At 32.7% G+C, this 22293-nt stretch carries 22 protein-coding genes and 1 riboswitch; of the genes, 9 read left to right on the top strand and 13 right to left on the bottom strand.

The window, feature by feature from the left end:
* Positions 1-174 precede the first annotated feature (174 nt).
* The gene (locus THENA_RS04480) at positions 175-636 is read left to right on the top strand and encodes a universal stress protein (RefSeq protein WP_013756231.1); all 462 of its coding nucleotides are present in this window, start codon (positions 175-177) and stop codon (positions 634-636) included.
* Positions 637-742: 106 nt separating this feature from the next.
* Here the strand turns inward: THENA_RS04480 and THENA_RS09625 are convergent, their stop codons facing one another.
* Positions 743-3427 (bottom strand): sensor domain-containing phosphodiesterase, encoded by a 2685-nt coding sequence (locus tag THENA_RS09625; protein ID WP_013756230.1) that lies wholly within the window; start codon positions 3425-3427, stop codon positions 743-745.
* Positions 3428-4084: 657 nt separating this feature from the next.
* Positions 4085-4203, top strand: a riboswitch (molybdenum cofactor riboswitch).
* 117 nt (positions 4204-4320) lie between these two features.
* Here THENA_RS09625 and THENA_RS04470 point away from each other — a divergent pair.
* From THENA_RS04470 to THENA_RS04460, 3 genes are all read left to right on the top strand, one after another.
* Positions 4321-5802: an aldehyde dehydrogenase family protein gene (locus THENA_RS04470; RefSeq protein ID WP_013756229.1), complete on the top strand. Its 1482-nt coding sequence runs from the start codon at positions 4321-4323 to the stop codon at positions 5800-5802.
* Positions 5803-5826: 24 nt separating this feature from the next.
* Positions 5827-6042 (top strand): hypothetical protein, encoded by a 216-nt coding sequence (locus tag THENA_RS04465; protein WP_013756228.1) that lies wholly within the window; start codon positions 5827-5829, stop codon positions 6040-6042.
* 68 nt (positions 6043-6110) lie between these two features.
* Positions 6111-7751, top strand: coding sequence for an NADP-dependent glyceraldehyde-3-phosphate dehydrogenase (locus tag THENA_RS04460; RefSeq protein WP_013756227.1), 1641 nt, complete (start codon positions 6111-6113; stop codon positions 7749-7751).
* Between the two features lie 119 nt (positions 7752-7870).
* Here THENA_RS04460 and THENA_RS04455 read toward each other — a convergent pair whose 3' ends face one another.
* The 3 genes from THENA_RS04455 to THENA_RS04445 form a co-directional block, all read right to left on the bottom strand.
* Positions 7871-8266 (bottom strand): MerR family transcriptional regulator, encoded by a 396-nt coding sequence (locus THENA_RS04455; RefSeq protein ID WP_013756226.1) that lies wholly within the window; start codon positions 8264-8266, stop codon positions 7871-7873.
* A gap of 161 nt (positions 8267-8427) precedes the next feature.
* Positions 8428-9411 (bottom strand): aldo/keto reductase, encoded by a 984-nt coding sequence (locus THENA_RS04450; RefSeq protein ID WP_013756225.1) that lies wholly within the window; start codon positions 9409-9411, stop codon positions 8428-8430.
* 121 nt (positions 9412-9532) lie between these two features.
* Positions 9533-9787 carry a cupin domain-containing protein gene (locus THENA_RS04445; RefSeq protein WP_281054587.1) on the bottom strand — a complete coding sequence of 85 codons (255 nt, stop codon included), beginning with the start codon at positions 9785-9787 and terminating at the stop codon, positions 9533-9535.
* Between the two features lie 85 nt (positions 9788-9872).
* Here THENA_RS04445 and THENA_RS04440 point away from each other — a divergent pair, with 85 nt between their 5' ends.
* Positions 9873-10337 (top strand): hypothetical protein, encoded by a 465-nt coding sequence (locus THENA_RS04440; protein ID WP_154645313.1) that lies wholly within the window; start codon positions 9873-9875, stop codon positions 10335-10337.
* 54 nt (positions 10338-10391) lie between these two features.
* Here THENA_RS04440 and THENA_RS04435 read toward each other — a convergent pair whose 3' ends face one another.
* The 7 genes from THENA_RS04435 to THENA_RS04405 form a co-directional block, all read right to left on the bottom strand.
* A complete protein-coding gene (locus THENA_RS04435; RefSeq protein WP_013756223.1) occupies positions 10392-10697 on the bottom strand; it encodes a hypothetical protein in 306 nt (101 codons plus the stop codon).
* Positions 10698-10777: 80 nt separating this feature from the next.
* Positions 10778-11497 carry a 3'-5' exonuclease family protein gene (locus tag THENA_RS04430; protein WP_013756222.1) on the bottom strand — a complete coding sequence of 240 codons (720 nt, stop codon included), beginning with the start codon at positions 11495-11497 and terminating at the stop codon, positions 10778-10780.
* Between the two features lie 45 nt (positions 11498-11542).
* Positions 11543-12439 carry a dihydrodipicolinate synthase family protein gene (locus THENA_RS04425; protein WP_013756221.1) on the bottom strand — a complete coding sequence of 299 codons (897 nt, stop codon included), beginning with the start codon at positions 12437-12439 and terminating at the stop codon, positions 11543-11545.
* A gap of 44 nt (positions 12440-12483) precedes the next feature.
* Positions 12484-12945 carry a hypothetical protein gene (locus THENA_RS04420; protein WP_013756220.1) on the bottom strand — a complete coding sequence of 154 codons (462 nt, stop codon included), beginning with the start codon at positions 12943-12945 and terminating at the stop codon, positions 12484-12486.
* Positions 12946-12991: 46 nt separating this feature from the next.
* A complete protein-coding gene (locus tag THENA_RS04415; RefSeq protein ID WP_013756219.1) occupies positions 12992-13897 on the bottom strand; it encodes a class I SAM-dependent methyltransferase in 906 nt (301 codons plus the stop codon).
* A gap of 24 nt (positions 13898-13921) precedes the next feature.
* The gene (locus THENA_RS04410) at positions 13922-14935 is read right to left on the bottom strand and encodes a zinc-dependent alcohol dehydrogenase family protein (protein ID WP_013756218.1); all 1014 of its coding nucleotides are present in this window, start codon (positions 14933-14935) and stop codon (positions 13922-13924) included.
* 24 nt (positions 14936-14959) lie between these two features.
* The gene (locus THENA_RS04405; protein WP_013756217.1) at positions 14960-15487 is read right to left on the bottom strand and encodes a hypothetical protein; all 528 of its coding nucleotides are present in this window, start codon (positions 15485-15487) and stop codon (positions 14960-14962) included.
* 97 nt (positions 15488-15584) lie between these two features.
* Between THENA_RS04405 and THENA_RS04400 the strand changes: the two genes are divergently transcribed.
* Positions 15585-15869: a hypothetical protein gene (locus THENA_RS04400; protein ID WP_013756216.1), complete on the top strand. Its 285-nt coding sequence runs from the start codon at positions 15585-15587 to the stop codon at positions 15867-15869.
* A gap of 47 nt (positions 15870-15916) precedes the next feature.
* Here the strand turns inward: THENA_RS04400 and THENA_RS04395 are convergent, their stop codons facing one another.
* Positions 15917-18664 carry a bifunctional YncE family protein/alkaline phosphatase family protein gene (locus THENA_RS04395; RefSeq protein WP_013756215.1) on the bottom strand — a complete coding sequence of 916 codons (2748 nt, stop codon included), beginning with the start codon at positions 18662-18664 and terminating at the stop codon, positions 15917-15919.
* Positions 18665-19054: 390 nt separating this feature from the next.
* Positions 19055-20347 (bottom strand): acetamidase/formamidase family protein, encoded by a 1293-nt coding sequence (locus THENA_RS04390; protein ID WP_013756214.1) that lies wholly within the window; start codon positions 20345-20347, stop codon positions 19055-19057.
* Between the two features lie 234 nt (positions 20348-20581).
* Here THENA_RS04390 and THENA_RS04385 point away from each other — a divergent pair, with 234 nt between their 5' ends.
* The 3 genes from THENA_RS04385 (at position 20582) to THENA_RS04375 (ending at position 22204) form a co-directional block, all read left to right on the top strand.
* Positions 20582-21613 carry an aldo/keto reductase gene (locus THENA_RS04385; RefSeq protein ID WP_013756213.1) on the top strand — a complete coding sequence of 344 codons (1032 nt, stop codon included), beginning with the start codon at positions 20582-20584 and terminating at the stop codon, positions 21611-21613.
* Positions 21614-21807: 194 nt separating this feature from the next.
* Positions 21808-21993 carry a type II toxin-antitoxin system Phd/YefM family antitoxin gene (locus tag THENA_RS04380; RefSeq protein WP_013756212.1) on the top strand — a complete coding sequence of 62 codons (186 nt, stop codon included), beginning with the start codon at positions 21808-21810 and terminating at the stop codon, positions 21991-21993.
* 25 nt (positions 21994-22018) lie between these two features.
* Positions 22019-22204 carry a PIN domain-containing protein gene (locus tag THENA_RS04375; protein ID WP_013756211.1) on the top strand — a complete coding sequence of 62 codons (186 nt, stop codon included), beginning with the start codon at positions 22019-22021 and terminating at the stop codon, positions 22202-22204.
* The last annotated feature ends 89 nt before the right edge of the window (positions 22205-22293 follow it).

The following is a 22293-nucleotide window of genomic DNA, read 5'->3' as shown; positions in this document are numbered from 1 at the left end:
ACAATTTTATAAATTTTAAAATAATTTAAATATAATCAAACATTTCAATTAAAATAGTTATCAATATATAAAAAGTTATTATAAAAAAATTTTACTAATAGTGTTATTATTTAATTAAAGGATTAATTTTGTAAGTTTTTTTATTACAAAAATAAATTTTCAAAGGAGGGTAGTATGAAAATCCTGGTAGGAGTTAATGATTCAAAGGACTCCCAAGACGTTGCCAGATGGGCAATTAAATTTGCTAGCCAGGATAAAGAAGCGGAAGTTATATTAGTCTTCGTAGAAAAAAGAATGCCATTTATTTCTTATGAAGATATTACAGATGAACAATTGATGGCACTCGCGCAGTTGGACGGAGAAATAATTTTCGAAAAGTGTTTAAAAGGTTTAGACACTAAAGGTGTTACAATCAATGAAAAAATTGTTTTGGGGGATCCAGGTACTGAAATTTTGAAAATTGCCAAAGATGAAAAAGTAGATTTTATTGCTTTAGGCACAAGAGCACTTTCACCTGTGTGTAAATTGTTTATGTGCTCTGTATCCGAAAAAGTCATTAAAAAGTCTCCAATACCAGTAATAGTTAATAGATTCCCATTTGAATCAGAAAAGATTTTGCAAACAGCTAATACATAAAGGAGGAAGCAAATCTAAAAATATGCACCTTTTTGTTAAAGTCGTCCCTCTTCAACACATGGGTTACACATACCCAGCTTTAAGATAGACAAAGCTGGGTATGTTATTAATTTTCTTTTAACTCTCGTCTACTTTTTCGATATTCCTTTATTATAGCTTTTTCAAGGTTATTTTCAATTTCTTTTATTTTATTCCAATTTTCTGCGTTTGGGTTTTTATTCATAACATTTACGGCATTATAATATTCTTCGTAGTATTTAAATACTAAGCTGTTCTCAGGTAAGCCCATATTTTTCATGTCAATGTAAAGCTGACTATTCCTAAAATTCGTAAAACATAAAATATCTTCTATGTGGGAACCAAAGTAAATTGATCTTTCCAAAATACCATGTTGAACCAATTGTCTAGCATATATTCCTAATAAACTTTTTAAAGAACGAAATCTATAAGACCCAGAAATCAAAAAATCTCTTAATAGAGCTTTTGGCATTGGTTTTGCAATTGCATAACCTTGAAGCAAAGGAACTCCCATTGAAATCAAGGCATCAAATATATCGGGGGTTTCTACGCCTTCTACTACAAAATATATTCCCTTTGCCCTGGCAAGACCAAAAATAGATTCTACGAAATGAAGGTCCTGAGGATTCTTTTCTAAACCGCGGATAAAACCTTGATCTAATTTTATCTTATCGACTGATAAATTTTTTATTCTTAACAACGAAGAATAAGCACTACCCACATCATCAAGTGCAAGTTGAACTCCAATGTCTTTTAATTTCGTAAGATGCTCTATTGCCTTCTCTATTTGGGCAAATTCAGTTCTTTCAAGTATTTCAAAAAATATTTTTGAAGGTTCTAATCTGCTCTTTTGTATAATATCTTTTGCAATTTCAACAAATCTTTCCGAAACAAAACCTGGCTCAACGTTCACTGAAACAGCTAAAGAAAAACCATCATCTTTTAATTCTTCAACATCTCTAAGCGCAATTGTTAACACTTGACGAGTTAGCTCTAGAAGATTTTCATTTGTGAATTTCGAAAGGAATTTCTCAGGGGAAAGAATATCCCCAGAATCATCTAAAAGTCTTGCAAGAGCTTCAACTCCAACTATGCTAGAAGTTTGGTTATCATAAATTGGTTGGTAATAAACTATTACCCTACCATTTTCCAAGAGCATCTGATAATGATTCTGCTTTTTAACTATTGCATCACCGTATATAGTCCAAAAATTAGCTCTGTCTTGTTTGTGTTTCTTGCTGTCATATAGGGCCTGCAATGCATTTCTTATCAACTCATTCTGGTTTTCAACCTTTACATAGGGATAAAGAGATACGCCCATGCTCAATCCTATTATATTAACTTCAGAATTATCTTTTAAATGAATTGGTTCAAGGATGCTTTTTTCAATTTTCTTAAATATCACAGAAAGCTTATCTTTATCTTGACAGTTTTCAAATATAATTGCAAATTCATCACCAACGACGCTAAACCTACATATAAAATCAGTTTTCCTAAGCGATGTTTTCAATCTTTGTGCTACTATTTTTAGTACTTCATTACCAACTGTATAACCGAATTTTTCATTAACCATCCTAAAAGAATCAATGTTTATTATTGCAAGTGCCATAGGCCAATTAAATCTCTTAGCTCTTAAAAAAGCTCTTTCAAGCTCGCGCTCAAGCATAGCTCTGTTTGGAAGCCCCGTCAAAGGATCATAGCTTTCTTGATATTTTAACTCTTCACTTAGTTTATCTCTTTCTGTTACGTCTATAACTGTCCAGATCACATATTTTACGTTGTCTTCAACCTTTACTAAAACTCCAGAAATATCCGAATACATACTTGTTTTGTTTTTTCTCATAAAACGAACGTTTCTTAGCACTGTACTCTTGTTTTGAAAAACTGTCTCTTCGGTAAATTGTCCAACTTTTTCATAGGTTTCATCATCAGGATAAAATTCTCTTATTTTTAACCCGATTATCTCTTTTTCATCTTCAAAACCCATCATAACTGCAAAAGTTTTATTAGAACTAATTATTTCTCTTTGAGGATATTTAAGCATTATAATTCCAACTCCTGCATTGTTTAACAAAGCATCTCTTAATTGAGCCAATTCTTTTTCTTTATTAACTAAATCAATACGCTCTAAACCTAAACCTATATTGTATGAAATCTTTTCCAATATCACCCTAATTAAATCATCTTCAAAAAAGTCCTCTTTAGAATGGTAAAAAGAGATTACCCCCCAAATATTATTATCCTTAAAAATTGGAAATGCAGCGCCAGATGATAAATTGTATTTTTTTGCTTTTTCTTGCCAAATTTTGGATACGGGTTCCTTTAAAAGATATAAATATGAAGGTTTTTTCTCTCTAAAAGTTTTTCCTACCATTCCTTGGCCTTCAGGAATATCTGAACGAACAGATATCTTTACGTCATCTAAAATCTCTGAGATGCCCGAAATGCTTTTAAATTCTATCTCTTCGTTCTCATTTACAGTTCCAATAAAAACAAGTTTTATGTCAGTATGCATAAATATTAGTTCACATATAGTTTTAAGAAAAAGATTTTCGTCCTTTATTTGAGAAGCTATTTGATTTATTTGAGTCAATAATACGTTTAACTCTAGTAAATTTGACAAAAACTCTCTGTCTTTACTTATGTCTCTTATCTTAGTTTCTTCAATACTTTGTAAAAAAAAGTGTAAATCTCTTGTTTTTTCGATTGAAATTTTTTTAAAAGTGGGTTTTTTAGATTTAGAATCTTTTGAGCGCTTGTTAAAATTTTCCATAACAAATATTAACCTCTTTAAAAAATGAGTTCAACAAAAAGCTAGCGAATTTGGTATTTTTGAAATAGATAAAAATTTTTTTAAAAAATTTTTTTGTCGAGCTTTGGGGGGGGGGGGGGCTGAAAAGCTTATGAGTTTAATTTCAAATTCAACTAAAGATACTGATAAGTCAACATTACAAAAAACAAAAAGGGGTAAAGTTACTTTCTTATAACAAGCTAAGTTGTTTTTTATAGAATTAAACAACATATGTTATTTATTTTTATTAAATTAAATAAATTTAAATTAAATTGTCCCCACATTGAATACACTCTACACCATCCATTAGTCAACTATTTTCTATAAAAACAACCATAATTAAATCCAATGAAAAAAATTATATCATAAAAATATATAACACAAAGCTAGTGAAATTTGAGATGAAAGCTATTATTGGCATTTTCAACTTAACTATGTTGAACTAAATTTTTTTCGTTGTTCTGAAAAACTATTTTACAAATTTTTAATATAATAATCTTCCTTTTTATACTTTAAATTTTCGTTTAATCCTCTGAAGATTTTATTATTAAAACCTTTCCTTACTTAGGGGCTAAGTACTGTAAGCTTAAGAAAAATAAATTAATTTAAAATGTTAATTGTAAAATACATGTTATACTATAAATATAGTTTCTCCGAGTTTGCATTTCTAAAGCTTAAATGCTATGAGTGCAAACCGATACGGTAGTTTTGGAAACGAAACTGCCCCCTATTTGGAAAGGAGGAAATTGTATGAGGTTTGTTTATTCTGATTACTGTGTTTTTTTTCTCACCTTCCTCATCATCTTTTTCTACCCTTAGAAAAGTTTTGCTTTTTTTGATTTAAAAATTTAAACATTAAGGGAGATGGGGTTTTCATGAAAAAGAACGATTATGTTGACAAAAGTTATAAGCTTTATATTGATGGTAAATGGGTGGATGCCGTTGATGGGAAAACTTTTGAAGTATTTTGTCCGGCAGATGGAGAAAAAATTTCTATCTGTGCCGACGCTGGAAAAGAGGATGTCGACCTTGCAGTAAAAGCAGCGCATAAAGCTTTTTGCTCATGGAAAAATGTTAGCGCACAAGAAAGAGCTTCTATACTTCTAAAAATCGCCGATTTAATTGACAAAAATGCTGATAGACTTGCAATGGCAGAAACAATTGACAATGGCAAACCAATAAGAGAAACATCTGCTATAGATGTACCACTTAGCTCAGATCATTTTCGCTATTTTGCAAGCGCAATCAGGACTGAAGAAGGAAAAGCTGTAATGATAGATAAAAACACCATGAGTATTATTTTGAATGAACCTTTGGGAGTTGTTGGCCAGATTACGCCATGGAATTTCCCATTGTTAATGGCGGCATGGAAATTAGCACCTGCTCTTGCAGCTGGAAATTGTGTTGTGCTCAAACCTTCTTCACTAACTCCAATAAGCACTTTAGAGCTGGCTAAATTACTCGATCAGGTTTTACCTCCCGGTGTCGTAAACGTATTATCCGGTAAAGGTTCATATACTGGAAAGTGTATATTAGAGCATCAAGGATTTAACAAGCTAGCTTTTACTGGCTCTACAGAAGTGGGTTATTCTATAGCCGAAGCAGCAGCAAAAAAATTGATTCCTTCTACATTGGAACTAGGAGGAAAATCAGCAAATATATTTTTTGATGATTGTTCATGGGATAAAGCTATTGAAGGCTTGCTTATTGGAATCTTATTCAATCAAGGTCAGGTTTGCTGTGCTGGTTCACGAGTATTTGTTCAGGAAAAGATATATGATAAATTCCTTGCTGAGGCAATAAAATCATTCGAAAAAGTTAAAGTAGGTATCCCGTGGGAAAAAGACACTCAGATGGGAACATTAATCAGCTCAGTCCAATTAGAAAAGGTTTTGGCATATATTAATATTGGTCATAAAGAAGGCGCAAAAATAGCATGTGGTGGACAAAGAATTACTGATAATGGACTAGATAAAGGCTTCTTCATCAAACCAACAATCCTTGCAGATGTTAGCAATAAGGCACGAGTAGCGCAAGAAGAAATTTTCGGACCCGTTGCGTGTTTTATAAAATTTAATAGCGAAGAAGAAGTCATTCAAATGGCTAATGATAGCGAATATGGATTGGGGGGAGCTGTTTGGACGAAAGATATTAATAGAGCCTTAAGGGTTGCCAGAGCCGTTGAAACCGGACGTATGTGGATTAACAATTACAACAACCTCCCAGCACATGCCCCATTTGGAGGATACAAAAAATCAGGAATAGGGAGAGAGACACACAAACTGGTGCTTGAACATTATACGCAAAAGAAAAACATATTTATAAGCCTTTCAGATGACAAAGTTGGACTATATTAACATTTAAAATCTCGAGGTGATAGAATGTACACTAAAGATACCCCCGTAGAGGATGTATTATGTTCTCCGGGCGCAGCAACTTTTTTTGTTGAAAGAGGAATCTCCCCATTTTCATGCTCTGGTGCTTTTCCTGGCACACTTGGTAGCTTCTTAGAACAAAAACAAGTCAAAGACATTGATGCTTTTATTCAAGAATTGAATTCAGCTTTATCAGATATACCAAAGGCTGAAAGCATCTAAATATTTTTGGGGCGCTACCCTGAAATGTAGTGCCCCAAATTTAAAATCTGAAATAATTGGAGGTTGATGTGAATCAAAATAAAGATGATATTAACTTTAACTTCAAATTCCCCATTATAAATAAAATCCCAGCTAAATTTGTTCTGAAAGATCGCATTGATCAAACAGAATATCTTTGTAATGGAGAATTACAATCTTGGACAAAAGACAAAATAACCGTTCTTTCTCCCATTTTTTGTTGTAAAAATGAAGATTCAATACCTGAACAGATAATACTTGGAAGCTATCCATCATTAGATGAAGAAGAAGCACTAAAAATTCTTGATAGCTCAATAAATGCATATAATAACGGAAATGGGGCCTGGCCTTCAATGAAGGTTGAAGACAGAATAAAATGTGTTGAAAAATTTGTATATTTAATGCAAGACAATAAAGATGAAATCGTAAATCTTTTAATGTGGGAGATTGCAAAATCACATATAGATTCAGAAAAAGAATTCGACAGAACTGTTAAATATATAATTGATACTATTGATGCACTAAAAACTCTTGATAGAAATTCATCAAAATTTTTAAAAGAAGAATCAATAATTGCACAAATAAGAAGGTCTCCACTTGGTATAGTGCTCTGTATGGGTCCATTCAACTATCCTTTGAATGAAACTTTCACAACCCTTATACCAGCTCTAATCATGGGAAATGTAGTTATTTTTAAACCACCAAAACATGGCATTCTTTTATTTAGACCTTTGCTGAAAGCATTTAAAGAAGCCTTTCCACCTGGCGTTATAAATACTCTTTATGGAAGAGGAAGGACAGTTGCATCGGCTTTGATGGCAACAGGTAAGATAAATTGTCTCGCTTTTATCGGCACAAGTAAAGCTGCCGACTCGCTCCAAAAAACACATCCAATGCCTCACAGGCTAAGAATGATACTTGGACTTGAAGCAAAAAATCCTGCAATTGTTTTGTCTCACGCAGACATTACCGTCGCCGTAAAAGAATGCTTGCTCGGAGCACTTTCTTTTAATGGACAAAGATGCACAGCGCTTAAAATACTATTTGTTCATTCTGAAATTGTAAATGATTTTCTCAAAAAATTATCCGATGAGATTGAAAAATTAAAAATTAATTCTCCATTTGAAGATGATGTATTTATAACCCCAATGCCAACAGAAGATAGGGTAAAATATTTTCTAGAGCTAATTGAAGATGCAAAAATGTTTGGAGCAAAAGTAATAAATAAATTTGGCGGTTCATATAATAAAACCTACTTTTATCCAACAATTTTATATCCAGTTAATAAAAAAGCCAGAATTTATCACGAAGAACAATTTGGACCGATTATTCCGGTTGTTCCATTCTCTGATATTGATGAACCATTAAAATACATAACTGAATCTAACTATGGTCAGCAAGCAAGCATTTTTGGGTCTGATCCAGATGAAATGGCTAAAATTATAGATGCACTTGTAAATCAGGTATGTAGGGTAAATTTAAATTCTCAGTGTCAAAGAGGTCCAGATATATTTCCTTTTACTGGCAGAAAAGACTCAGCGGTCGGCACACTTTCAGTGTCTGATGCCTTAAGATCATTTTCTATCAGAACACTTGTAGCCGCAAAATCTTCAGACCTAAATAAACATTTGATAACAAAAATAGTCAAAGAAAATAAATCACAATTTTTATCAAGGGATTTCATATTGTAATAAATCTAAAACCCAAATTTAATCCTTATTACTAAAGACAAAACTTTTATATTTACAATCGCTTAATGCACAAAAATTGTTTATATATATGCTTTATTAAATGTAAGATTTCACATCGATTATTTTATATATAAACTATCTCTTCTCAAAGACCTCTCCTTTTCAACTACAATTTTTTCGTAAACTGAAATCTTATAATCCAAACGTTCCAAGGTCTTTTTCATAACCTCTATTCTTTCAATCAAATACTTACGTTGCTCAATTAAAAGGTTTTTCCTCGCTTCAATAGTGTCATCTCCTTGCATAAAAAGCCTTACATAGTCTATTAAAACGTCTATAGGCAATCCTGCGTTTCGCATACATTTTATAAATTCAATCCAGTTGCAGTCTTCTTCTCTATAATCCCTAATTTTACTCTTGTTGCGACCAACATGAGGTATGAGTCCAATACGTTCATAATAGCGAAGAGTATCCTTCGAAATATTAAATTTCTTGCTTACTTCAGAAATTGTCATAAATTCTCCTCTAAATTTTAATCAGACTAAAAAATATTTAGGAGTAAGAACCAAGCCATACTCCTAAATATAATATTTATTTTACTCTAAGTTCCAGCATTTATCACACTTCAATGACTGATATGACATTACTATCTTTAAAATTAATTTTTTAAAATCTGCTATTGGTTAGTAGCTTTTTCCAAATCCTCTGGATAGCGATTTCCTACAATTTTGATCTTAGAGCTTGCAAGGTTCAATTCATTGATCTCATCTTTGCTAAACTCAATATCAATAGCTCCTAGATTTTCAGTCAGACGTTCTAATTTCCTTGTACCAGGGATAGGAACGATCCACGGTTTTTGGGCCAATAACCATGCAAGCGCAATCTGCGCCAACGTTGCACCCTTCCTTTCTGCGAATTTTTTGATTAAATAAATTAAAGCTTGATTTGCGTCTAAATTTTCTGGGGTAAAACGAGGTAGTCTGCTTCGAAAGTCTGAGCTATCAAAAGTAGAATTCTTATCAAATCTTCCTGCTAAAAATCCCCTGCCCAATGGGCTAAATGGAACGAAGCCAATTCCCAATTCATCAAGAACGCTTAGCAATTCATCCTCAGGGCGTCTCCACCACATTGAATATTCGCTTTGAATTGCAGCAAGGGGGTGGACAGAGTGTGCACGTCGAATGGTACTTATACCAGCCTCAGAGAGTCCCCAATACTTTACCTTTCCCTCTCGAATCAAATCTTTTATCTTCCCAGCCACATCTTCAATTGGCACATTTGGATCTACGCGATGTTGATACAAAAGATCTATAGTATCAGTTTTCAATCTTTTCAAAGATCCTTCTACAGCCTCTTGTATACGTTCGGGACGGCTATCAAATCCAGACTGCTTTCCATCCTGAATCTTGAATCCAAATTTGGTAGCAATAACTACCCTATCTCTAAATGGCTTAAGCGCTTCGCCTACAAGTTCCTCGTTTGTAAATGGACCGTAAATTTCAGCAGTGTCGAAAAAGGTTACGCCCAGATCAATTGCAGAATGAATTAATGAAATCATTTCATGTTTATCTGCTGCTGGCCCATAACCATGGCTCATTCCCATACAACCTAAACCAATAGCTGAAACCTCAAGTTCAGATCCCAATTTACGTTTTTTCATTTTAAAGCCTCCTAAATCTCTAATTTAAAATGAAGACATTTTTATTAATTAGCTTTACTTAGGTTAACTTTACTACTTAGAGTTAACTCAATGTCAATTATAAAAATTGGCTTGATCATATCTAACATCTTGTTAATCTCTCAACTAAGTTTTTGTGATCTGGAAACTCATTTAGCAAATTATTACGCTTCCCCATCTCAAAGTCTTCAAAGTCAAATCCAGGTGAAACGCTGCAGCCAACCAAGGAATAACTACTTTTATCATCTATATCAGCGCCAAACCAATGCCCAGCCTTTACTATTTGCTGAAAAGACTGATTTCTGCCAATATCTGGACCCAAAAATCTTTTTTCCAGAGACTCTGTTGGAGAAAATATATACCGAATTAAAAAATACTAAGCTTGCGATACATTTAATCAGAAAAAATATATAATAATTGTTAACAAATTTAAAAAGGGGGAAATGATGTTAGTCAGGTTTTTGATAACAATTTTATTATTTTTTGCTCTAACAGATGTTTATCAAACCTCTACAGCTTATGCCTTTACTTTTATAAATTTTTATACAGATTCATTTGAGGATACATTTTCATACCCAAAGGAAGGTATAGTAGTTATTCCAAACGGCAAAATAAAAATTTCGGTTGTAGAAGAATACTCATATAATGGAAAAATAAATTTAATAGAATTAAGAGCTAAATATGGGTTATCTTTAGATGGATATGAAAATCTTTCATTTACAATATTTATTTTTGAATTAGATATGGATAATTACAAATACACTATTTTAGGGTATGGAGATTTTGATTCGAACGGTAATATTTTATTCTCATACGTCTACAAAGACAAAAAGTGGTATTTTGCAGAAAAAGATTCTCCTGCTAGAAATTTAATTGACTCAATAAAAAATTTTTACAAAAGTACATAATAGAAAAAAAATGGCAGAGAAAACTTTGTTATTTTAGATAACAAAAATTAAAATTTAATGATTATCTGCAAAATTAATTCCTTCTCTTACCTCTTTAATCGCTTTATCGGTGTATTCAATTGCTTTAACTCTATGTCCATTAAAGTCATGAGCTGCCTTCTCAAGATGTTCTCTAGCTTTTATCAAAAGATTTAAAGCAGCATCCATCTCTGGATGATTTCCCCAAGCTACCTGTTGATAGTATCCCGGTATAAATGGTTGAGCCTGAGCCGAACTTTGATTGGAGACCAAATTAAAAGAAAAAGCTGTAACTAACATAAGAGCAGCACCCAAAAATAAACCAAACAAAAAGTTTTTCATAGAAACCTCCCTCACTATTTATTTAAGTTTTTTATATTACAAATTTTTTATTAAAATTTTATTAATTATTAAAATTTTTTCTATTCTAAAACTCTTATCTCACACTGATTTAAACTTTCTGGTAATATCAAAGCTTCATTACCACGGGCAACATTAATCTTATTAAACAGTTTTGCAAGTGAGAGAACATCTTCAGCACAATAAAAGGCAATATCTTCTAATTTATTTTTTCTAAAATATTCGCCAACCAGTTTCCCATTCATTTGAGTCTTACATTCAATACCGTTAAGCATACATAAAGCTTTCAAAGAGGAATAAGAGTTAGTAAGTAGATAAGTATCTATGTGATAAATAGTATTTCTACTTGTATAATTTGGCCTACTATTTTCCCATTTATCATTTGCATCAAGATACTCCTTTAAACCATTTTTTGCCTCCTGAGACAACAAATCGTAGTATTTAATAGCCTGAAGCGTTAAAATTGGCATATCAAAACTTTGACCGTTATGGGTAACAATTATAGGATATGTTGAATCTCTTTGTTTCGATTTTTCTATTAGTAAATAAAATCCTGAAAAAAACTTATCAACTATTAAAGATGCATTTTTGCTGACAAAAGACTTAAAATAGAAATCCTGGGCTCCAATATTTCCAATAACCGAAAAGCAAATGGGAATATGAAATACATTTTGTCTTATAAATTCATTATTGTTGAACTGAATTATATTCTTCTCTGAGCCCGCCTTCATAAGAAGTTCGTCATCAATAATTGTTTCAACATCTAAAAATAAATAATTCATTTTTGAAATATCCCTAAAGTTTCTTAAATTATCAAAAACTAATTCTTATACAATAGCTCTTACCTCATCAACAATTTTTTTAACGATGTCAAATTGCCCCTCAGTAATTTTAACTCCTGGTGGATTAGTAAATGTAGAAATATCTAACCCATTAATCTTTACAGCAGCCTTTATGCCAGTAACAAAAAGATCTGTGCACTCATATAAATTCATAAGAACAGAAATCTTTTTTGCACATTTCTCTATTGTAACAGAATCTTTGTTTTCATAAGCTTTATGTAAACTGACAAACAGTTTCGGATCTACGTTAGCCAGAGCGCATAAAACTCCATCTCCTCCTGAAAGTCTATTTAAAACATAATATTCATCAAAACCTGATAAAACAGTAAAATCTGACCTAATTGATTTTACCTTTTGTATTACCTTTCTCGTGTGGCTGATGTTGTCTACCGTGTCTTTTAAAGAAACTATATTGTGGTATTTTTTTGCAAGATTTAACACTACTTCAGCAGATAGCTCAGTACCTGTCCTTGCAGGGAAATTGTATAACATAATAGGGATGTCTACTGACTGGGCAATTTTTCCAAAGTATTGTTCTGCAGCACTCTCAGATGGTCCAAAATAATATGGTGATACAATAGTTACTCCATCAGCTCCTATCTCTTTGGAATACTTTGACATTTCAATAACCTCATTTATATTTGTAGAGCCTGTTCCAATAAGAACTTTTACCCTTTTATTTACTGCATTCACGGCAAAAGATGCAAATTTCTTTTTTTGTTCAATCGAGAAAGAATAAAATTCTCCAGTGCTCCCAAGAAATAATATGCCATCTACTCCATTATTTATAAGATTATCTATGTGAGCAGCCATTTTCATAAGATCGAAATCACCATTCTCATCTAAAATTGTAATAGATGCAACATAAACTCCTCTAAACATATTCTCCTCCTTAAGTAAACTTTATATAAAAAATTTTTTATAGATTATTTGTTTTTATTGCTTTTTATAGCTTCAATAAGAAGTCTTCCTATAGTTCCTTCTTGCACATAATCCCAATTAGGATTTTCTATGTTGTCAAAATATAGAATATCACCATTTTTGTTATAATCTGTAAAGGACAATATCATTATTAAATTATTTTTAAGATCAACTTTTAAATAAACGATAGTATATGAAAGCAAATCGTATCCATAAGTTGAAATATTGTGCGATTTTAAAATTGAAATATAAGCGTTTTTACCTGCTTCAGAATATAACTCTTTATAATTAACTTCTATTATATTTTGTGTCAAATAATTAACACTATCTGCATCATAAAAGAATTGATTTCCGTATACGTTATCAGTTGCAAAATAAACCCAATTTACTGCCCATGCCTCTTTACAGCCTACATTTAAAGTTAAAAAAACAATCATTATTACTGTATATAGTTTAAAGCTATTCAAAATTTCTCCCAACATAAATTCATATAATTCATATAATACATAAATTCTATACCTTTTCTCCTGTCAAGACTACAAAAGCACCCCGCCCATAACCCGGTTCTGGCTTTTGAACATAATTCAAATCTTTAATATTTACTTCAAACAGCACCTGTACAGCTCCTAAGAACCTAATTCCAATCTTATTAAAAAGTTCAATAACTTCTTCTGACGAAAAGAATCTTGCATTCTTGTAAAAAACGCTCTTTGATTGTCTTTCCAGATACAATTTGCCAAGCTCACTTTCTTTGTCAACTATAGCAACTATTAATTTTGAACCCTTTTTTAGAACTCTTTTTGCTTCCAATAGACTTCTTTCTGGATCGTTTACAAAACAAATAGTTACAGCCAGAAGTACAAAATCAAATTCACTATCGCGAAAGGGCAGATCTTCAGCTAATCCTTTATATACCTTTATACCTCTATCTCTTGCGATTTGAGCCATTTTATCTGAAGGTTCTACTCCATATAAAATTCCAAGAGGTTTTGCAAACCTTCCACTCCCCACCCCAACTTCAAGACCTTTCCCTTCAGAAGGGACTACCATTTTCAATGCCTCTATCTCTGATAGGTAAACAAATTTGTTCTCCTCAAACCAAAATTCATATTCAGACGAATACTTTTCAAAAACCTCAACTTTTTCAAGAAAGTCTAAATAAAATGCTCTAGCACTATTTAGGTTTTTGAAATCCAAGACTATTGAGTCTACACCTGATTTAACTAATTCTTCTCTGTATTTATCACTAACTTTAGTACCCATCAGTATATATTGGCTTAGATCGATACCAGACAAATTTTTATTTGAAATTCTTTTTAAAAAGTTGTCGCGATTATAAACTGAGTAAAATGGAGCTTCATCAAAATTTCCTTTAAAAATCTCTCCTGTACAGTCTGTAGCAATTAAAGCATTTTTCATAAATTATATTGAACAAGTTTCAATCTATTTAACAATTAAAACACCCGCTCCTTTATATTCTCCATGTTTTAACATTACTAACGCTTTGTTTGCGTCTTCAAAATCAAATTCGTTCACTTTTGACACTATTGGAATAGAAGATGCTATATCCAAAAATTCTTTTACGTCATCTCTTGTAATATTGGCCACACTTTTTAGCTCTTTCTCATTCCACAGATGTTCTTGATAGTTAAGTTCTGGTATTAGAGATTCTTTTCTGATAAGATTAGTCACCAACCTACCGCCTTTTTCAAGAATGCTTAGAGCTTCTCTTATTACATAACCAGCAGGTGTAGTATCAATAGCGCGATTCAATCTTTTAGGGGGCTTGTCTCCTGTAGCTCCTACCCAATCAGCACCCATATCTTGTGCCATTTTGCTTGCTGTATCATCTTTTCGCCTAGTAAACACAAATACTTTTGAATTTGGATAAAGCTTTCTTATTATTTGAATTACTATATGAGCCGATGCACCAAAACCAAAAAGACCAATGCACTCGTAGTCATTCATATTAGTTAGCTTAAGCGATCTATATCCTACTGCTCCAGCACATAGAAGCGGCGCGGCCTGAACGTCAGAAAAGTTATCTGGAATTTTATAACAAAAATTTTCAGATATCAAGCAGTACTGAGCATAACCACCATCTACATCACAGCCTGTAGCCTTAAAATCATTGCAAAGGTTTTCTTCGCCCCTTTTACAAAAGTAACATTTTCCGCATGCTGAATTTATCCACGCAATGCCAACTCTATCACCTAGTCTAAACTTTGTAACTTTTTTCCCAATTTCTTTAACTCTACCAACTATCTGATGACCTAGAATTATAGGTAGTTTTGGTATTACTCTCCCCTCTATCTCATCTAATTCAGTATGGCATATTCCACAGCAAGATATTTCTACCAATATCTCGCTTTCACCTGGACTTTGTACTTCTACCTCCATAATTTTAAGAGGTCTATCTTCAACTTTTGAAATTTTATCTAACACTAAGGCTTTCATTTTAACCCTTTACATTTTAACCCTTTATTTTAAAAATTGTTTAAAAAAATAATATTCCTTTTGCTGCACAGAACCATCTTTGATATCTTCAACTTTTGATGCTTCATCGCTTGATTTCCTTGTAAGATTGTTATTAGCATCATAGTAATAATTAGGAGAAATTCTTTGATATGTAGCCCTAAGATAGTCGAATTTATACAAGGCTTCCATATGATCTACAAAACACGACTTGGAAAACCAGCCGGAAGTATTTGCACAATTAAGAGATATAACATTATTTGAAGGAGCTTCCAATATCCACACAGTAACGGTTCTGTTCTCCTTATCAACTGTAATAGTTTCGGGATAATAATAATAAAATACAGGATAATAAAATCCATCTGATGTACTAGATAAATTTTTATTTAACGAATCCTTTATAGGCAACCAGTTTGAAGAAATGTTTTTTGTATCGGGATGAGGAATTAACATCTCTGATTGTTCAGCATATGAAATGGAAAACAAAAAAATAAATGGCAAAATAAAAGTTATTACTTTTAATATTTTTTTCAAGCCTTGACCCCCTATAAAGAAATTATTTATTAGTGTACATTATAATACAAAAGTTTCATATCGCAATATAATTTCTAAAGCTTTAAGGAGGTAATATATGCCCTTGTTCTATAGTGTTGATGAACTTTATAAATTTCTGGACAATAATTCTAAGAATTATAAATTAAGATCAATTCGACCTGGTCAATTTTTATGTCACATGACTGTTCAGGGAAACGATATCAATGTGTATACTTTTTCAGAAAAAATTGCACATGAGCTGTCAAAAAAGTTTAACAAAGAGATATTGTATGAAGAATATTTATTTATGTGCGAAAAATATGAACATCCAATGGCATTAATCAAATACTTCTCCACTTTAAATGAAAAATTAAATATTTAGTTTGAGCCCTATGAAATAGGAACTTTTATTTCACAGGGCTCAAAAGTTTAATTATTGTAACTATTATTCATTAAGGACTTTATTTTTGCTTCGTTTGGCGAAAACACTTTATTGTCGCCTGGGTAGGGTGAATCAAAGCCCTTTACACTGTACCATATATCTCTATTTAATAGGTTAACGCTTTGTTTATCCTCGTCATCAATTGTAGAACCAGAAAACATATCTTTAGAAGCTAATGCCCATAAGTATTGCACCTTGCTGCTTGACACGTTCAAAGATTTTAGATCTGGATTCATTTCATCTAGAGGAACCTTGTTTGGCAAAACGTCATAGGGAGTAAAATCAGGTTTATCAGTAAAAGCATCATACATAGGTGTTGCAGCAGAATCCATCTGGTTCATTGGTGGCAAACCTAAAATCTGCTCTATCGTCCTCAACATATCTATCTGAGTATATTTTGTATGGTCAACGTAATTTCTTTTTACATAGGGGCCAATAATAAGGGCAATTGTCCTATGTCCATCAACATGATCTACACCATTTTGGGCGTCATCTTCAACTACAAATATAATAGAGTCTTTCCAGTATTTGCTGTGGCTTATCGCATCAACAATTCTACCTAGTGCAAGGTCATTATCAGCTACCATAGCTTCTGGCGTTGGAAGTCCCGGTTTTGTCCCACCAGTATGATCGTTAGGTAAAGACATAATAATTAAATTTGGTAGATCGTTGTTTTTCAAGTATAAGTCGAATTGTCTCAAGAATATATCTACTCTATACTGATCCGGTATGTTTAAACAAAATGGTGGATAATCGCGTACCAAGAGCTTATCATTTGAAACTACATCGGATACAGATTGGAATCTTCCAATGGGAATGTGGAGTTGCCCTGAAATTTTTCCTTCAAGAATCTGTGAATCTTTGTACCACTCTTGCCAACTTCCTAATGGCTCTACGCCAGCCCCCGTAGGAGTGCGGAAGTATTTTACATATTCTCCAAAGTTAGCTACCGACTTACCATGATTAACTGCATCCTCCCAAATAAAACCCGATGAAAGATAGGCTAGACTATCCCCTCCTTCATTAGGATAACTGCGTGGAAAATCCCCAAACTGTCTTTCTACATAATCAGGATCTAACCCTTGATCTGTAAACTGGTGTCCATCAGCAGATACTGAACCGCTACAATAGAAGTTATCAAACAATACAAAGTCCTTTGCTAATGCGTGTTGATTCGGAGTAACCTTTTCTCCAAATAACACTAACTTTGGATCTCCATTACCTTCTTTGATGTCGCCAAACACCTGATCATAGGGTCTATTCTCTTTGATAATATAAAAGACATGTTTTATAGCAGAGAGCTCTCCTGAATGTAGGGGAATAGAGACTGATATGCCAAATTGATAATTACTAATTTTGTTTTGAGGTTCAGTAATTTGTAAAGGAACTTTAAATATGCCAGAATTATTATTAGCTTGCGCGTTTTCACTCAATAAATTGTTCCAATTGTTATTCTCATATACCTGTTTAGTATAATCAGACAAAACTTTTTCATCAGGGTATTTTACGATTGATATACTTCCAAGCCAAGCATAAACAGAATGCCCAAAAAATTCTTTAGAACGATCAAATGGCACTTCTTTACCTAAGGATCCTACACCCTTTATATTCGCTACCACAACGATATTTAACGCTTTATCAAAAGCTATATCACCAGGATACCATCCTGTAGGAATTAGACCGTCAAACTTTACTGCTTCGTTTTCGCCATTCCAATCATAAACAGCTATAGCATTATTAGAGCCAAGACTAACATATAATTTATTTTTATAAATTGCAATTGCATTAGGTTGACTGCCAAATATAGAATTTGGATATGGATGGACACTAATAGTCTTTACTACATTTAAAGACTTCTTGTTTATAACAGAAATTGTATCGTTATTGACATTAGTTACAAATAAATCTTCTGTATTTTGACACATTGCAGTAGGCTGCAAACCTACAGGAATATTCTTTATCACCGACTTTGTGTTTAGATCTACCACAGAAACCGTACCAGTACTAGCTGCGCCCGTACTAGGATTTGAAATTATTGACGTACCACTCGAATAATTAGTATAATCACCAATTGTGGCAACTCTTCCACCCTGATTCGTAACAAAAGCTAAATTTGAGTCAATTAATATTGTATATGGCGCATTTCCAACTGGAATTTCACCTTCAAATTTATCATTCGAAAGATTTATTATGCCTATTGAATTATTCCTACTCAATGCTACATATAATTTAGAGTTGTCAGGTGAGATAGATAAGCCTCCCGGATCAGAAGTTTTTCCATCAACGCTTTCGGGTAATTTAATTACTTTAGATAAAGTTAATAACCCATTACTATCCACATCAAAGTCAAGAATTTTCCCATCGCTGAAAGACGCATATAATTTTGATCCATCCTTTGAATAAACTATTCCTGTATACGATCCACCCCGTTCACCTTTAGATAAACTAATATTTTGTATTATTTTACCTTCCTTTAAATTAACTAATACAATTGGATAATAATTTGGAGTAAGATTGTTTGGATACCCCCCAACATTCAGAGCAACCATATTCCCATCTGGACTTATAGCAATAGCATTTGGTCTTCCAGGAATGAGTATTTGCTTTCCTGCAGGCGTTAAATTTTGATCTGTAGGAATCCACAATGATTCTTTAGCGAGAGAAAAAGATTCAAAAAATATAAACTGCGAAAACAAAGAAACTACCACAAAATATAAGAAAGATTTTCTCAACATCCCAACCTCCCTTTATTTTTTAACTATATGATAAATAGAAATTGTTAATAAAGCGTAAACGTAAAGTTAATAAAGTGTAAATGTATTTAAACGAAATTGTTGTTGACCCTTGAGAGTATTCAAAACAGCTTTAAATGCTCTAAGATTAAACTAATATTCTGCAATTTTATATAAATTTCATTTTTTACTTTAATATTCTAAAAAAGTTTTACTAATTTTATCTTTCAACATAGAATAAAAACAATAATTAAGCACCTACAAATAACAACTCTTTATGCAGTTTTAGCAATATTTTTAGATGTTTTCCACTAATTATTGTTTTTCATTTTTTTAAAGATTCACTGAAATAGTTTTAGTAATAAAACTTCTCGTACTAAATAAAAAAGGCTCTTAAATTTTATATTTTTTCGCTACAATATCGTATAAATTCACCTTTTTTAGCAAATTAACAGGTACTAAGAAAGTTGCTGTAACTGTTCCTGGAAGTCTACCTATTTCAATAGCACCTGTTATTGTTGCTCTATTTTTTACTTCTGGTATAGAGATACCTAAAAGTTTGGAAGCTCTTTGCAAAGCATTATTTGTAGCATCATTAATGTTGGCTCCGCTTCCAACAAACGAAACTGGCAAAGACTCTTCGACTTCAGTTACTTCCCAAATATCAGCTAATTTTTTCGCAATCTCCTTTTCTTCGCATGAAAAAGGCCTTGCTAGATATGGCAAATCTTCAGCATTTGGCAAGATAATAGGACCCTCAAGCTCTAAATTTTTCAATACTTCAACCTGCACAATAACTATTCCTGCTACATCAGTAGTATGGCCAGCTATCTCACCATCACCCTGCATAGCGTGCATATCGCCCAAATAAACTCCTGCACCATCAACCTTTACTGGAGCTATAACAATTGCGCCTTCTCTTACTTTATTTACATCCATATGTCCATCAGTTCTTAAAGACAATTGTTCTTTCCTTATAGCATATTCATGAGGAGCATCTATCAAAAACTGCCCAAAATCTCCAGCATTATGAGAATCGGGCATTACAATGCCGGGAAGCGTTCCAAGCTGTCCCATAAAGGGTCTAAGGCGTGCGGTTAATCCTACAATGTCAGCTTGAGCAAAAATTGCTATTGGATTCTGAATAGAATTATCTGGTATTTTCATATACTTTTTTGCATTCTTTGCTACGTTTTCAGCCATTGATTTGTTTAATGTAATTCCCATTTTATAATTTTCATCAAACACTATTGTGTATCCATTTGTAAATTCAAATGGCGCTACGCTTTCATTACAGATTTTACACTTAATAGCATCTTTTCCTATTCCATCAATAATAGTTTCAGGATACAAAGTACCGCATTTTGGACACCTTCCTGCTACAAATGGATCACCCAAGAATCTTCCATCAATAACTCTCTCGTTACCTGAAGAAGTAATAATCGATGTAACTTTAATTGAATGAATCCTTATTATGATACTATCACCAACCTTTGCTCCCTCTACGTAAACTGGCTTTGTAACTTCATGACCACCGCGAATAGCAGGAGTAATCATAGGACCCCAGCAACCAGGAGCAGTATTTGCAATTATATATCCGCCATTTTGTACAGGACCCAACATCGAATCTTTAGGATCTAATATGCCATTTGTAAATTCATTTACAAAAACAATTTGACTTGCCATTTTTACTCCTCCTGAATAAATTTTTATTTGTTATTTTTTAAGTATAACAATTTTTTTGTCATTAAGGATAATTCTAAGACTATTATTAGTTTTTACATTATTTGGAGTTTTTGATTAAGTCCTACATATAAACAATATCATATTAAATTAATCAAGTATTTTTATAATAACAATTTATAGTTTAGTGATAAAATAAACTTAATAAAAAATATGTTTCAAATTGGAGGATTACTTATGGAATACAGAATTTTTGGGAAAACAGGACTAAAAGTTTCATCCCTATGTCTTGGAACAATGACTTTTGGATCAAACTTCTATAATATCGGCGCAGTAGATCAAAATTTAGCAGACCAGATGGTTGCAAAAGCTCTTGAAGCGGGAATAAATTTTATAGATACTGCTGATGTGTATTCGTATGGTGAATCTGAAATTATCCTTGGCAAGTCCTTGAAAAACCTCTCGGTAAATAGAGAAAAGGTAATAATCGCAACCAAAGTTAAGGGCGCTATGAGCAAGGAAGCATTACATGGAACAGGCGACTTAAACAATGTAGGTCTATCAAAAAAGCACATAATAGAGGCATGCAACAATAGTTTAAAAAGGCTGGGAACTGATTATATTGACTTATATCAGATTCACGGTGTAGATCTAATTACCTCACTATTGGAAACGCTTGAAGCATTGGATATCTTAGTAAAACAAGGCAAGGTAATCTATATTGGCTGCTCTAATTTAGCTTCAAGACACATTATGAAGGCGCTGGCAATTTCACAATTAAAGAATCTTTCTTCATTTGTCAGCCTGCAAGCGTACTATTCGCTTCTGGGTAGAGACCTTGAACATGAGCTCTTGCCACTTTGTATAGAAGAGAGTCTTGCACTTATGACCTGGTCACCTCTATCAGGAGGATTTTTGTCAGGAAAATATACCAGGGACAATCCAAAACCACAGGGAGCAAGACGTAGCACATTTAACTTCCCGCCGATCAATGAAGAAAAAGCTTATGACACTATAGATGTTTTACTTGGAATCGCCAAAGAAAGAAGCGTATCCCCTGCACAAGTAGCTCTTGCGTGGCTCTTGCACCAAAGAGGAGTAACATCGGTTATTATAGGTGCAAATAAAATGAATCAGTTAGAAGATAACATAAAATCAGCGGATCTAAAACTTACTAAAAATGAAATTGATATGCTCTCAGAAGTAAGTGCAGTTAAGGAAATCTACCCAAACTGGATGATATCAAGACAAAACGTTAATAGATCATAAATTTTTTGCAACATTGCCTAACTTATATTCTTAAATAAATGGTGCATTAGTATACATTTCACTGATATTTTTAACAAATATATTTTGCGCTTGTAAAAAATAAAATTGTCCAATAATCTTAGACAATTTAATGCTATTTTTATCCAATAATAATGGATGGTTGAAAAAATATTTTTGTACAGGGATGTATCGCTATGCGAATAACGGCAACCGAACTTAAGAACAATATTGGCAAGTATTTGGAACTTGCCTCCAAAGAGGATATATACATTACAAAAAACGGTAAAGCCATTGCCAAACTTACAAATACAAAACATGATAAAGTTAAAGTAGCAAAATCATTGTTTGGTATAATGCCTGCTGACGCCTCTTTGGAGTAGACAAGAGTGGAGCGTTTGAGCCGTCATGAACGTATTAATTGATACCAACGTCATATTGGACGTTATGCTTTCCCGCTCTCCTTTCGCTGAAGATGCACAAAAAATATTTATTATGGCTGCAGAGGGAAAAATCAAAGCGCATATAACAGCAAGCTTCCTTACAGATATATATTATCTTCTTCACAGATATCTGCACGACAAGGAGAGGTGAAAACAGGAAATATATAAAATTATAAAAATCTTCAACTAGAACTTTAGCAATCTATTTTATCAGATGGCTTTTCCTTTTTTGCGTCAATC

Origin of the sequence: Thermodesulfobium narugense DSM 14796, from assembly GCF_000212395.1 — a bacterium.
GTDB lineage: Bacteria > Thermodesulfobiota > Thermodesulfobiia > Thermodesulfobiales > Thermodesulfobiaceae > Thermodesulfobium > Thermodesulfobium narugense.
The sequence above is the reverse complement of the archived record's forward strand: the minus strand, read 5'-3'. Positions and strand labels throughout refer to the sequence as shown.